Source organism: Sinorhizobium kostiense, from assembly GCF_017874595.1.
GTDB lineage: Bacteria > Pseudomonadota > Alphaproteobacteria > Rhizobiales > Rhizobiaceae > Sinorhizobium > Sinorhizobium kostiense.
Genome location: NZ_JAGILA010000002.1, coordinates 898,783 through 912,359, shown reverse-complemented (window position 1 = coordinate 912,359; position 13,577 = coordinate 898,783). Strand labels below are relative to the sequence as shown.

Below are 13,577 nucleotides of genomic sequence, written 5' to 3'. Positions count from 1 at the left end.
CTCGCTTGCGGCCGCGGCAGCCTCGGTGGTGCTAACGCGCGGAGATCGCCTTCAGCATCTGCTCGATATCGACACCGCCAAGCCCGAAATTGCGCTCCGTCAGGTCCTTCAGTCGCTCTGCGGTTAGCGCCACGGTGCGGCGGATCTGCTTTTCCGTGTGCTCGCTGGTGATGAAGAAGCGCAGCCGCGCGAGCCCTTCCGGCACAGCCGGATGGATGATCGGCAGCACATTGATACCGGCGGCGAGCAGGTCGTTCGAAAGCTGTACGGCACGCAAGGAGTCGCCGACGATCACCGGCACGACCGAATAGCCGCCACTCAACCCGGTATCGAGGCCGGCCTCCTTGGCAAGCTTCAGGAACAGGCCGCCATTGCGCCGGAGCGCGGTGGTCCGCTCCGGTTCTCGTTCCAGGATATCGAGGCTTGCGACCGCCGCCGCGCCCAAGGCGGGCGCAAGGCCGACGCTGTAGACGAAACCGCCGGCCGAGGCCTTAAGCACGGCAGTCAGCGCCGCACTCCCGGCGATGTATCCGCCGCAGCTCGACGTCGTCTTCGAGAGTGTTCCCATCCAGATATCGACCTCGTGCGGATCGATTCCGAAATGTTCGGCGAGACCCTTGCCGCGCTTGCCGAGGACGCCGAGCGAGTGGGCTTCGTCGACCATCAGCCAGAAACCGTATTCGGCCTTGAGCTTCAGCAGGGCCGGCAGGTTGGCGATATCGCCATCCATCGAGTAAATGCCCTCGACGATCACCATGATGTGGCGATAGTCGCCCGAGACCGTACGCAGGACATGCTCCAGGTCGGCCGTATCGTTGTGCTTGAAGAGACGGCGCGTGGCGCCCGAAAGCTTGATGCCGGCCAGCGCGCTGTTGTGAATGAACTCGTCGTGGATGACCAGGTCCTTGGGCCCCATCAGGCAGCTGATGGCGGCGACATTGGTCAGGTAGCCGCTGACGAAACAGACGGCGGCGTCCACGCCGTAGAAACGCGCGATCCGCTCTTCGAGCTCGACGTGGACCGGCCGTTCGCCCGCCACGAGCCTGCTGGCCGACGCCGAAATCCCGAAAGTCCCGATCGTCTCGCGCGTCCGCTCGAGGACATGGGCGTGCTTGTTCAAGCCGAGATAATCGTAAGACGCGAAATTGATCAGCGTACGGCCGTCGATCACCGTCGTCGCGCCGGCCGCGGTCTGGTGCGGCCGGTAGAAGGGGTTGGCGATGCCGAGCTGTTCGCTCGCGAATTTCTGCGCCACCACCTGCTTGTATTCCGGCAGATCCTCGAAGCGGGCCTGTTGGCGACGCGGAGCGGGGGGCAACTCCCGCTCCGAGCGGGCCATCCGGTTGCGCTCGGACGAGTGATGAGTGTTCCTCATCCTGTCCAGCAGGTTCTCCTTGAGACTGCTGTTCATCTTGGAGAAGGTCTGGCCTTTTCCGTCGTTGCTCATTGGCTCAGCGCTTTCTCCTTTGCCGCTCCAACATGGCGTTGCGTCAATTCGGTGACGAGCTTGTCGTCAGCGTTTTCGCCCTCGCTGCTCTCGTCGCGCTTGCTCACCTTTTCGTAGAGTTTGCGCGCCACGTCCCCGACGGTCGTGTTGTCGGCGACGCCGCTGAGCGGCATGTCGAAGCCGGTGTTCTGCTGGAAGCTGATACCGAGTTCGACGGCCATGAGACTGTCGAGACCGATTTCCTTCAGGATCTTGCCGCGCGTCACGGTATCCTTCGACACGCGAAGGATGGCGGCGATTTCTCCGGCGACAAGATCGAAGAGGATGTCCTCCGCCTCCTGCGGCGATTTGCCTTCGATCATGGCGACGAGGTCCATCGTCGCGCCCTCGGCGCCGGACGAATGCTGGTCGGCTGTGCGCAGGATCACCTCGAAGAGCGCATTGCGGGCAACCGGCAGGTTACGCGCCGCCGCCCAGTCGATCTCGGAGATCATCACGACAGCGGCATCGACGGTTCCCGGATCGGCAGCGATATGGGCTTCGACCATGTCCAGCGCGACCTGCGCCTTCAGAGCCGTCTTGCCTATGCGCTTTGCAAGCAGCTCGTTGACGTCGGCATTTTGCGTCAGGTAGCCGGCGTCGGCGATTGCTCCGAAGCCGACCGCCAGCCCCGCCAGGCCCTCGGCACGGCGCGCTCGGGCGAGGCCCTCGAGATAACCATTGGCGGCGACATAGTTCGCCTGACCCGGATTGCCGACCAGTGTGGTCGCGGAAGAGAACAGGATGAAATTGTCGAGCCTGTCTCTCCGCGTCAGCCGGTCGAGGAGCGCCGCGCCCTTGGCCTTGGTGTCGATCACCGGTCGGTTGCGTTCGCGGTTGAGATTGCTGATCAGCGCGTCGTCGAGCACCATTGCGGCGTGCACGACGGAGCGCAGCGGCGCTTGCGCCCGCAGTGTTGCAAGCAGCGCTTCGACGGCCGCGGCGTCGGTTACGTCGCAAGCATGGAGGGATGCCGATACGCCCTCTTCCGCCCATCGCGCGACCATGGCGGTCGTCTCCGCGTCCGGCTGCCCCCGACGCGAGCAGAGCGCGATCCTGCGTGCGCCCTTCTCGACAAGCCAGTTGGCCGCCATCAGGCCGAAGCCGCCAATACCGCCGACGACAAGATGGACGCCATCCGGATCGACCTTCATGCCGCCGTGCGCCTTGGAGGCAATCTCGTGCTTGCCCGCAACAGGGGGCAGGACGACGATCTTGCCGATGTGGCCGGCATTCTGCATCAGCCGGAAAGCATTGCCGATCTCGTCGAAATCGAAGGCACGGTAAGGAAGCGGCGTCAGTCGACCTTGCTCGAAAAGCGCGCCAATTTCCATGAAGATGCGCTTCGTCAATTCCGGCTGGTTGACGAGCAATTGATCCGCGTCAATGCCGAAATAGCTGATATTGCGGCGGAAAGGCCTGAGCCCGATCTTGCTGTCGGCGTAATAGTCACGCTTGCCGAGTTCGAGGAACCGCCCGAAGGGTTTTACGAGGGCGAGGCTCTGCTCCATCGCCTCGGCGAAGAGCGAATTGAGCACCAGGTCCACGCCTTCGCCGGTCACCGCGCGCACGTCATTGACGAATCCGAGCGAACGCGAATCGAAGACGTGATCCGCACCGAGCATCTTCAGGAAACGCCGCTTCTCGCGCGTGCCGGCGGTCGCGATGACCTTGGCGCCCTTCAGCTTGGCGACCTGCAAGGCGGCGAGACCGACCCCGCCCGCGGCACCATGGATGAGGATGGTCTCGCCAGGCTGGATGCGGCCGAGCTCGACCATGGCGTAATAGGCGGTGAGAAAGGCGACGGGCAGGGTGGCGGCCGCCACCAGGCTGATGGTCTGTGGCAGCCTGGCAACGCCTGCGCGCGAGACGACCGCATGAGTCGAGAAGGCTGAGGAGGCGATCGCCATCACCGCATCGCCAACCGCAAGGTCGTCGACGCCTGCTCCGACCTCGACAACATGGCCGGAAAGCTCCATGCCGATCGTCGCCCCGGCAAAGCCGTCCTCAAGCGCTTCCTCGGGCAAGAGCCCCATGGCCCACATGACGTCGCGGAAATTGAGGCCGGTCGCGGCGACGGCGACGACGACCTCGCCCGGTCCTGCGCGTGGCACCTCGGTTTCTTCCCAGGTGATGCTGCCGACCTGAGAACTGACGCGCTGGCGGATTGTGGCCGCCGCAAAAGCGCTCGTCTTGCCTTCCGCCCGACGGGCTGGTCCGGGCACAGCCCGGATTTCGGAGAAGAGGCTGGTCGCCGGGTCGAGCAGCCATTCGCGATTGGCGCCATCCAGCGTCAGAAGCGGTAGTGCCGCGGCGAGCATCTCGTCCTCACTCGCCGTGTGATCGGTAAGGTCGAGCGAATGGACGTCGAGGAATTCGTATTCGTTCTCGAGCACGCGAACGAATGCCCACAGGCCTGAATTCACCCCGGAATTAACGGAAGCGGCTACCGGTGCACCGCCCGGTGCAACGAGCACGAGGCGAGGGCGTGCGCCTCCTTCGAGGCCCGTCTCGCCGACATGCTGGCGCAGCGCTTCGGCAAAGGCGCTGAAGGCCAGTACCCGCGTCTGCAGCAAGCCCGAATCCTCGTCTCCGATGCGCTCTGCCGCCGACAGGAATACCGCGCGAACCGCGTTCGCGCCAAGGGCGCCGAAGGCGTCGCGCAATGCGGCGACATCGGTATCCATCTCACCCGAGACGGATACGGGGATCGCGCCCGCCGGCGCGGACGTGCGCCGGGAACCTTCCAGTTCGAGCAGCAGGTAGGGAGCGGCGCTGATCTCGCTCGCCTCCGCCGCCTGACTTGCCGCACCGCGAGCTTCGATCAGAATGGTATTGCCGTGTGGGCATTCGCGCTCGCTGACGGTGATGTCGCGCAACTTGAGATCGCTCAGGTACTTTTGCCAATGCGGCACGGCCGCCAGCCTGCCGATCGGGAACTCCGCCGTCTGGCTGCGCGCGAACCAGCCGTCGGAGAGGCCGAGCGCAAAGTCGCCGAAGATCGATGGGGCGCTGACGGCTGCGACGAGAGCGCCGCTCTCGCGCAGCATCGAGCCAAGCGCATCGCGCACACCGGTTTCCTCGTCGACGATTTGGAAGAGGTTGTCGGATACACTGACAGCGAGATCGAAGGGACCGATCGCGGAAAACTCGCTCTTCTTCAGGACCCGCACATGCGGGTCTTGCTCGAAGGCGATCTCGAGATTGCGTTGGGCGTTGTCGCGCGGTTCGACCACGGAAAGGGTCGCCCCGTGCCGCGCTGCGAGATCAGCCAGGCGCCGGGTGAAGCCAGCGGAAACGCTGCCGAATTCGATGATGCGCAAGCGGTTGGGCTTCGCCTGCGCGGCCAAGGCGCGCTCCACAGCGGCGAGGACCCGATCCATGCGTGAGCGGCTTGCCAATGAATGAACGGCCTGATGATCGAGCGTCGCCTCGCTGATGAAGGCGGCATTGAAGGCCGGCGGATCGCCACCGGCCGTCCCGCCAAGAAATGCATCGAGGCGACTGAGCGCTTCCTTGTGGGCATTGTTGATCAGCACCGCCTCGACCGCCCGATCGGGCCGCTCGCCGTAAAGTTCCGCCAGGATTTCGTCAACGGTCGGGAGCGTAAACTCCGTCGCCACTTTCCAGGTGCCGTTCTGGTGCTCCGAGAGTCCCGCATCCTCGAGCGCATAGAGGCAGCTCGTCAGGAAGCATTGGAAGGCGACGTCGCCGGGCAAGGTAGCGCCTTGGATCGTGCTCCCTCCTTTCGCGAGCTTCAGGGCGATCTCCTGGCTGGCGCGATAGATGGCGGCGTTGAACAAGAGGGTGGCGTTGTCGACGCCTTCGTCGGTTTGGGTCTCCTCCGTCAGCCTCGCTGGGAGTGTGACGGTCGATGTCTTGCCGGGCAGCGTCGCTTCGGACAGCACCGTCTCGAAGTGGAAGGAAAGATCCTCGAGCGTCTTGTGTTTGCGCAGATAGGTGCGTCGGAAGCGGCAGTCGTCAAAACGGGCTATCTCGGCGCCGGTGTGGTCGAAGAAGTGGAAGCGGGCCTTGATCGAATTGGCGCTAACGCGCTCGATCTCGATCGTCGCACGGGCAATCGGCTTGCCGGAATTGACGACGCGCACCGAGCCGAATCGCACGGGGATGTAAGGCGCGCCGCCCTTGTCGCCGGTGAAGCGGTCGAAAAGAGCCACCAGCCCGTGGAACGTCGCGTCGACGGAAATCGGATTGAGCGCATAGCTGACGAACGGATGGCCGGCGGGAGCCGGGGCCTTCAGTTCGACCTCGATCAGCCGATCGCCGTAAGCGGTGGCGCCGGCGAGCAATCGGAAGCGCGGGCCGTAGTCCAGCCCGAACTGTCGGGCCGTATCATAGGCTTTCTCCGGGGTGACGACTCCCGTTTTCGCCAGGCCTGTGAATGACGGGCAGCCCCCGTTCGCTCCCGGTATGGGTTTGCGGCTGCGGGCGACGGCATGCACCGTCCAATCGTCCTCGGACAGGCGTTCGCGCGAGCGTATCTCGATATCGCCGGTTTCCGGGGACAGGACGGTCGAGAGTTCCATGATCCGGCTGCCGCTGAGTTCCAGTGGCCGTACGATCTCGAGATTGGTGATCTCGACCTCAACGCTGCCGTAATATTGCTGCGCGGCCGAAACCGCGACCTCGATGAAACCGCTGCCCGGCAGGATCGCCTTGCCGTCGACGACATGCTCGGCGAGATCGGGGAAGAGGTGTGCGTCGATGTGGTTCTTCCAACTGCCGCTGTTCGGGTCGCCGCGCCAGCCGGAGAGGCGGTAGGGCTTGCCCGAGCGACCAAAAAGATCCGTCGCATCGCTTGTCGATTGTGGACGCAGTTCCACCGGCTCGAAGGGCAGGCTCGGCAGTTGGACATAGGCGTCGCGCTTGCCGTAGACGCGTGGCCGGTCGACGGCTGCGCCATGGGCAACGGCGCGCGCCATCGATGCGGAGATCGGATCATGTCCCGGTTCTCCTGCGTCGCGAAGCAGGGTCGCCACCACCGCTGCTGGAACCGCCGCCTGCTTGATGGACTCCTTGATATAGGAGGAAAGGATCGGCCGCGGGGAGATTTCGATGAACAGCCGGCAACCGAGCTCGAGCGCCGCCTCGGCCGCAGCCTGGAAGCGAACGGGCTCGCGAACGTTCTTCCACCAATAATCCGGATCGAGTTCGGAGCCTTCGAGTGCGGCGCCGGTGACTGTCGAGAAATAAGTAAGTTCCGTTCTCCGCGGCGCAATGTCCGGGATATCGGCGAGGAAGGCTTCCTTCGCCCGGTCGATGATCGGATGGTGAAAGGGGTAGTTGATGTCGAGGATCTGAACGGGGATTTTCGCCTTGCGCGCAGCGTCGCGGAAGGCCGTAACCTCGTTTGCCGGTCCGGAAATCGTCACCGAATTGTGCGCGTTAACGGCGGCGACGCAGAGCCCGTTCAGGCCTTGCGCCTTTGCGAAGGCGTCAGCGGCTTCCTCGCCGAGCATGACGGCAGCCATCGTGCCTTCGCCGGCGAGTCTATCCTGGTGCAGCGAGCGCTTGGCCACGATCGCCACCGCGTCGACAAGCGACAGAGCGCCGGCCGCGTAAGCGGCGGCGATCTCGCCGACGGAATGGCCGAAGACGGCGGCCGGCTTGATGCCCATCGCGACCAGCGAATCCGAAAGTGCCGCCTGGATTGCGAAAAGCAGCGGCTGGGCGATCTTGGTGTCGGCGAGCTTCTTGTCGAGTGCCGGATCCGTCAGCAACTCCGTGAGGACGATATCGGAGTGGAATTTGAACAGCGCGCTGACGGAGGTGAAGGATTGCCGGAAGTGCAGGTTTTCCCGGAAGGCCTCGACGCCCATGCCTGCCCATTGGGACCCGTTGCCGGAGAAGACAAAGGCGATCGGCGCGTTCTTGACCGGTGCCTCGCCAACTTCGCCAATGTCGGAACCGGCATTATCGAGATGGCTTGAGATTGCCCGGATGATATCTTCGGGATTGTCGCTGCGTGCCACGAATCGATGGCGCATATGGGTGCGGTTTGCTCCCGAGGCGGCGATAACGGCGCGCGTCTCCTCCTTCGAGGCGCTTGCAAAGACGGCCTTGTACTCTCTGAGCAGGGTGTCGAGGCTCGATTGCGTATGGGCGCTCGCCAAGAATACATGACCGGACGGGATAGCCGGGGGTTTTTCCTCCGGAAGCGGGTCCGGATCGCTTATGACGACGTGCGCGTTCGCTCCGCCGAAGCCGAACGAATTGATGCCAGCAAGCCGCGCGCGCTTGCCCTTCAGCAACTCGATCGGATTGGCGGTGACGCGGACGTTCAGTCCCTCGAAATCGATGAGTTCGTTCGGCGCGTCGAAATGCAGCGATGCCGGCAGGTAATTGTGTTCAAGCGCCAGAATGGCTTTCAGCATGCCGAATAGGCCGGACGCCGGCTCGGTATGACCGATATTCGACTTGATCGAGCCGATCGGGACCGGAGCCCGGCGCTTGGCGCCGATGACCGAGCCGATGGACCAGACCTCGGCCGGATCGCCCACCTTGGTACCCGTGCCGTGACCTTCGACGAACGCCACCTGATTGGCGTCGATGCCGCGGCCTTCGTAGATCGCTCGCAGCAGATTGGCCTGCGCCTCGCGCGACGGCAGCGAGATACCGTTGGTGCGGCCAGCGGAATTGACCCCGGTGGCGACGATCTTGGCGTAGCTCCTGTCCCGTTCTCGGCGAGCGCGATCGGAGCGGCGCAGGACGAAGACGACGCCGCCTTCGGCGCGTACGTAGCCGGCGCCGTCATTGTCATAGGCGCGGCAGAGCCCTTCCGGCGACAACATCCGCGCCTGCGCGAACCCGACGAAGGGTAGGGGATGGGCAAGCACGTTGACCCCACCGACGATTGCCGTGTCGATCTCGCCGGCGGTGAGCGCCCGCATCGCCTGGTCGAGGGCGACCAGCGAGGAGGAACAGGCAGTATCCACCGTCATGCTCGGGCCGCTCAAGCCGAATACGTGGGAAATGCGGTTGGAGACGATCGAGAGCGTGTTGCCGGTCATGAAATAGGGACCGGCCGCGGCCGGATCCTCGACCGTCAGGTTGGCATGGTCAAGGCTGGAGGCGCCGACATACACGCCGACATTCTCGCCATGCAGCGACGCGATCGAGATGTTTGCGTCCTCGAGTGCGCGCCAGGCGAGTTGCAGCAATACGCGCTGCTGCGGATCCATGTACATGGCTTCGCGCTGCGACATACCGAAGACGGCTGGGTCGAAATCATAGATCTGGTCCAGAACACCGGCGGCGAAGGTATAGGTCTTTCCCTGCGTTCCCATGGCGGGATGCCAAAATCGCGCGAGGTCCCAGCGGTCGGCGGGAACTCTGGACACGGTGCACATGCCCTGACGGAGAATTTCGAATAGCGCCTGCGGCGATTGTGCTCCAGGAGCCAGGCATGCACGCCCAATGATTTCAACTGTCATATATGATCGAACGCTCTGAACTGCCGTTTAAATTGTTCTAGTCCATTGCAACGCCAAACGTAAATTGCAATAGAGCGACACTTCCTTGGGTGATTTCCCCGTGTTGTTCCCCTGAGTATTAGCGAGCTTTTAACCCATACCGCCTAGCTTTCAACCCCGAAGGCCTAGATATCCGCCTCACAATCTTCATCCAAGACAATTACGGCGACAGCCTGTAATCGATTTGAAGGCGGTATGGCCGGAAAGGCGCAGTGCCGAATATTTTGGCTGCCTTGGCCGGGTGTGACTTGTTGTGAGACGGCGATTGTGCTTTTCAGGGACCGGCGGGTTCCCTGCCGGGGAAAGATGCGGCGCCGATATCCGAATGGAATCATCGCTGTGCCGAAACTGGAGTGTCGTAGTGAAACGTGTGACTGCCCTTCTGCTTTGTACCGCGCTTGCGGGATGTCAGGCCGTACCGGGCGAGGGACCCTTGAGCAGCGACATCGTGGCGGAGGCCGGCCAGTCCGGCGCCGAGATCGGCAGAAGGAACGCCACGGTTTTCGATATTGTTGATGTCGATGGCCAGTCCGCGCGGCTCGTTTCCGACTATGTGGCGACGACGCTCAGCCGCCGATTCGGAATCGGCGGCGGCGTTGGCCAGGTTGTGATCGGCGTTGGCGACCAGTTGAAGGTCACCATCTTTGAAGCCGGCAGCGACGGACTGTTCTCCACAACGGAATCGAAACAGACGAGCATCGACCTGGTCGTCCAGCCGGATGGCAAGGCGGCCATTCCCTATGTCGGCTCGGTCAGGTTCGCAGGGCTGACGCTGGAGCAGGCCCGTCAGGCGATCCTCGACGCTCTCAGACAGAAGGCGGTGGAGCCCGACGTGATCGTGACGAGCACCTCGACGGCCTCGCGCATCGTGACGGTTTCCGGTGCGGTCGGCCGTCCCTCGGTCGTGCCGCTCAACCTCGTCAGCGAGACGATCAACGAAGTCATCGCCAAGGCCGGAGGGCCGTCGGCCCAGCCCTACGAGACTTATGTCACGCTCGTGCGCGGCAAGAAGACCGGCACAGTGCTTCTGAAGTCGATCATCGAAAGCCCGACGGAAAACATCCACGTCAAGCCGGGCGACCAGATCTTCGTCACGCGCGACCCGCGCACCTTCACGATCCTGGGGCAGGTCCGTGCGAACCAACGCGTCGAGTTCGGCTCCAACGACTTGAACCTGCTGGAAGCGGTGGCGCTTGCCGGCGGCGGTTCCGACCGAACGGTCGATGCGAAGGGCTATTTCGTTTTCCGTTACGAGGAACCGGACATCGCTATGAGCCTTCTTGGGCAGGAGCGCTTCCACGCAATGCTGAAGAAGGGCATGAAGCCTGACAGCGTCGGCCGCTATCCGATCGTCTACCGTTTCGATATGACGAACCCCGACAGTCTGATCGTCGGCCAGACATTCCCGATCAAGAACCGCGATGTGATCTACGCCTCGCGCCACCCCTCGGTCGACATCACCAAGTTCATGGAATTCATCGCGAGACCGATCGGAATCGCGAATTCCGGCGTCAATGTCGCGGACAATATCAACGATCTCGGCAATTGAGGACGGAGGCCGGCGCCTCCACCTGAGCCTCCGTAGCGGCACTTCGCAGCCCTTTAGAAGCGATCGCCTGTCGGCCCAGGCGATCCCTGCCGGGTTGGAGTAGTGCGCGGTGAACATGCTTGCCGCCCCGCGCGTTCTATGATTGATCTTGCATCGGAATCGAATTTGCGATCGTCGGCTCACGGGCTGACCGCGAGGAGGGCACATGGCTCATGAAGCGTTGATCGTCATCGACATGCAGAATGACTTCTGTCCTGGCGGCGCGCTTCCGGTCGAGGGCGGCGACGAAATCGTGCCGGCAATCAATCGCCTGATCGAACTGGCCCCTCACGTGATCTTGACACAAGACTGGCACCCGGCCGGCCATTCGAGCTTCGCGTCCAGCCATCCCGGCATGGCGCCATTCGAGACGACGACAATGCCCTATGGTGAGCAGACGCTTTGGCCGGATCATTGTATACAGGGCAGCACGGGCGCCGACTTCCACCCCGGCCTTGGATGGAGGACGGCCGAACTTGTCGTGCGCAAGGGCTTTCGAGCAGAGATCGACAGCTATTCGGCCTTCTTCGAGAATGATCACAAGACCCCGACGGGCCTCGCCGGCTATCTCCGCGAACGCGGCATCACGAAAGTCCAGCTCTGCGGCCTGGCGACCGATTATTGCGTCGCCTTCTCCGCGCTCGATGCGGTGGCCGAGGGTTTTTCGACATCCGTGGTACTCGACGCCTGCCGCGGCATTGACCTGAACGGCTCGCTTGCGGCGATGACGGCACGCATGCGCAATGCCGGCGTCAATTTGATCTAGGCTCAGGACCTCTAAAGTTGGTCCGGATTTGGAAGCGCCGTTTACGGTTTCTTTGTCAGATTCCTGCTCTGACTTTTGCAACCGATCGCGCTGCCCTTCGGGCCGTCCGCTCGAGATCGTCGCAGTCCAGAAGGAGCGTTTGTCTGAGATGCCAAAGACCGATATTGCGCGACGGGTCTACAATCATACCTGGAAGCTCGATCCGATCATCCGCAGCCTTTTGGACACGGATTTCTATAAGCTACTGATGTTGCAGATGATCTGGAAGCTCTACCCGGAGGTTGACGCGACCTTTTCTCTGATCAATCGCACCAAAACCGTGCGGCTTGCCGAGGAAATCGACGAGCAGGAACTTCGCGATCAGCTCGACCACGCGCGCAGCCTGCGCTTTACCAAAAAGGAGATGATCTGGCTGGCGGGTAACACATTCTACGGCCGCAAGCAGATTTTCTCCGCGGATTTCCTCGCCTGGCTCGCCAAATTCCGCCTGCCCGGATACGAGCTGTCGCGTCGTGACGGCCAGTTCGAGTTGACCTTCCGTGGCCGCTGGGTCGAGACGACAATGTGGGAAATACCGGCGCTCGCCATCATCAACGAATTGCGCTCGCGTGCTGCGATGAAGGGCCTCGGCCCCTTCACGCTCGACGTACTCTATGCGCGAGCCAAGGCCAAGATGTGGTCGAAGGTCGAGCGGCTCAGGCAATATCCGAACCTGCGCATTTCCGACTTCGGTACCCGCCGCCGCCACAGCTTCCTGTGGCAGCGCTGGTGCGTGGAGGCACTGAAGGAAGGCATCGGCGCGTCCTTCACGGGCTCGAGCAACGTGCTTCTCGCCATGGATACCGATCTGGAGGCGCTCGGTACCAATGCGCATGAGCTGCCGATGGTGGTGGCGGCACTGGCCCGCAACGACGAAGAGCTTGCCGAGGCGCCCTACAAGGTCCTGCAGGACTGGAACCGGCTCTATGGCGGCAATCTTCTGATCGTGCTGCCGGATGCGTTCGGCACCGCGGCCTTCCTGAGGAATGCGCCGAACTGGGTTTCGGATTGGACCGGCTTCAGGCCGGACAGCGCTCCGCCTATCGACGGCGGCGAGAGGATTATTGCCTGGTGGAAGGAGATGGGCCGCGACCCCCGGGAGAAACTGTTGATTTTCTCCGACGGCCTAGACGTCGACACAATCATCAAGACATACCGCCATTTCGAAGGGTGCGTGCGCATGAGTTTCGGTTGGGGAACCAACCTCACCAATGATTTTGCCGATTGCGCGCCCACGGAGATCCGCGGCCTCAACCCGATTTCGATCGTCTGCAAGGTCAGCGAAGCCAACGGCCGCCCGGCCGTCAAGCTCTCTGACAATCCGCGCAAGGTCATAGGCGATCCTGCGGAGGTGGAACGCTACCTGAAATTCTTTGGCACCGAGGATTTTGTCGAACAGACCGTTCGTGTCTGACCTGCCATATCCGGAAAAAAGGAAACCGGCGCGTGCCGGTTTCGAAAGGGGAGTTGAGCGTTGCGAGTGTCCATCATCGCACCGCTAGATTTAGCAGTAGAAACTTAAGCTCCCGTTAAGATGGCGACCCGAACCGACGCTTGGCATCCGGCGCGGAAGCGATGGAAATCTCCGCGCTCCGGGCCCAATCGTATGACTTATTGGGGTACCTCACTATTTTCTTGAATTTCCCCTGAAATGCCCCATGATGGCGCGCATTGAGGTACACCTTGGGAGGGGTTCGTGCGTCAAGCCTATTCACCACATGACGTCGACGTTATGCGAGGAGCACTCGATATTTGGTGCGCTCTGCACAACGTCGGAAAGGATGGGGCAGAAGCCAACAGGGCCGCCCGGCGCATTCTCGACCTCATGGGTCAGAAGAAATGCTCCTGCGACGAGCTCCTGGCTCGGATGGGCGATTTCACGCCGGACCCGCATCACCGGCATTCCTGAAAGCGGCCACGTCTCTTGAAGAGCGGAAGGAAGCGCAAGCCTTGAAAGGCTCGCGTCTACGAGCCTTTGCATCCAAGGCGTGTCGAGCGCCCGGAATGGAGGCAAGCGACGGCCGCGCTGGCAAGGCGCGCTACGCGACCTTCAGCGTGGTATCGATGAGGTGATCTCGCGGGAAATGGCGGCATTTGCCTCTGTCCGGTGTTGAGACAGGGCTATATGGAGAATGCCGCTGACGGCGATCGAAACCACGAGAACGGCGACCGTTGCGCCCAGCCCCGATTTGACCATTCCTCATC

At 62.5% G+C, this 13,577-nt stretch carries 7 protein-coding genes; 4 read left to right on the top strand and 3 right to left on the bottom strand.

Annotation, left to right across the window (positions count from 1 at the left end; all coding sequences use genetic code 11):
• Positions 1-31 precede the first annotated feature (31 nt).
• Positions 32-1,447 (bottom strand): aminotransferase class I/II-fold pyridoxal phosphate-dependent enzyme, encoded by a 1,416-nt coding sequence (locus J2Z31_RS10780; protein ID WP_209601881.1) that lies wholly within the window; start codon positions 1,445-1,447, stop codon positions 32-34.
• Complete coding sequence (locus J2Z31_RS10775; protein ID WP_209601880.1) at positions 1,444-8,940, bottom strand: type I polyketide synthase; 7,497 nt, start codon at positions 8,938-8,940, stop codon at positions 1,444-1,446. Before J2Z31_RS10775 ends, J2Z31_RS10780 begins: the two co-directional genes overlap by 4 nt.
• A gap of 400 nt (positions 8,941-9,340) precedes the next feature.
• On the opposite strand from J2Z31_RS10775, the gene J2Z31_RS10770 reads away from it, so the two are divergent.
• The 4 genes from J2Z31_RS10770 to J2Z31_RS29760 all read left to right on the top strand — a co-directional run bounded on the left by J2Z31_RS10770 (position 9,341) and on the right by J2Z31_RS29760 (position 13,281).
• Positions 9,341-10,528, top strand: a complete 1,188-nt coding sequence (locus J2Z31_RS10770; RefSeq protein WP_209601879.1) for a polysaccharide biosynthesis/export family protein — start codon at positions 9,341-9,343, stop codon at positions 10,526-10,528.
• Positions 10,529-10,733: 205 nt separating this feature from the next.
• The gene (gene pncA, locus J2Z31_RS10765) at positions 10,734-11,333 is read left to right on the top strand and encodes a bifunctional nicotinamidase/pyrazinamidase (protein WP_209601878.1); all 600 of its coding nucleotides are present in this window, start codon (positions 10,734-10,736) and stop codon (positions 11,331-11,333) included.
• A 148-nt stretch (positions 11,334-11,481) separates the two neighbouring features.
• Entirely contained in the window at positions 11,482-12,786 is a 1,305-nt protein-coding gene (gene pncB, locus J2Z31_RS10760) for a nicotinate phosphoribosyltransferase (RefSeq protein WP_209601877.1), read from the top strand.
• Between the two features lie 282 nt (positions 12,787-13,068).
• Positions 13,069-13,281 (top strand): hypothetical protein, encoded by a 213-nt coding sequence (locus J2Z31_RS29760; protein WP_328243298.1) that lies wholly within the window; start codon positions 13,069-13,071, stop codon positions 13,279-13,281.
• Between the two features lie 141 nt (positions 13,282-13,422).
• Here the strand turns inward: J2Z31_RS29760 and J2Z31_RS10750 are convergent, their stop codons facing one another.
• Positions 13,423-13,569 carry a hypothetical protein gene (locus tag J2Z31_RS10750; protein WP_209601875.1) on the bottom strand — a complete coding sequence of 49 codons (147 nt, stop codon included), beginning with the start codon at positions 13,567-13,569 and terminating at the stop codon, positions 13,423-13,425.
• Between the last annotated feature and the right edge of the window lie 8 nt (positions 13,570-13,577).

What these genes read in the sequence shown, in the direction of transcription:
- pncA (WP_209601878.1), top strand. Translation starts at nt 10,734, where the DNA reads ATGGCTCATGAAGCGTTGATCGTCATCGACATGCAGAATGACTTCTGT.
- pncB (WP_209601877.1), top strand. Translation starts at nt 11,482, where the DNA reads ATGCCAAAGACCGATATTGCGCGACGGGTCTACAATCATACCTGGAAG.
- J2Z31_RS10780 (WP_209601881.1), bottom strand. Translation starts at nt 1,447, where the DNA reads ATGAGCAACGACGGAAAAGGCCAGACCTTCTCCAAGATGAACAGCAGT.
- J2Z31_RS10750 (WP_209601875.1), bottom strand. Translation starts at nt 13,569, where the DNA reads ATGGTCAAATCGGGGCTGGGCGCAACGGTCGCCGTTCTCGTGGTTTCG.
- J2Z31_RS10775 (WP_209601880.1), bottom strand. Translation starts at nt 8,940, where the DNA reads ATGACAGTTGAAATCATTGGGCGTGCATGCCTGGCTCCTGGAGCACAA.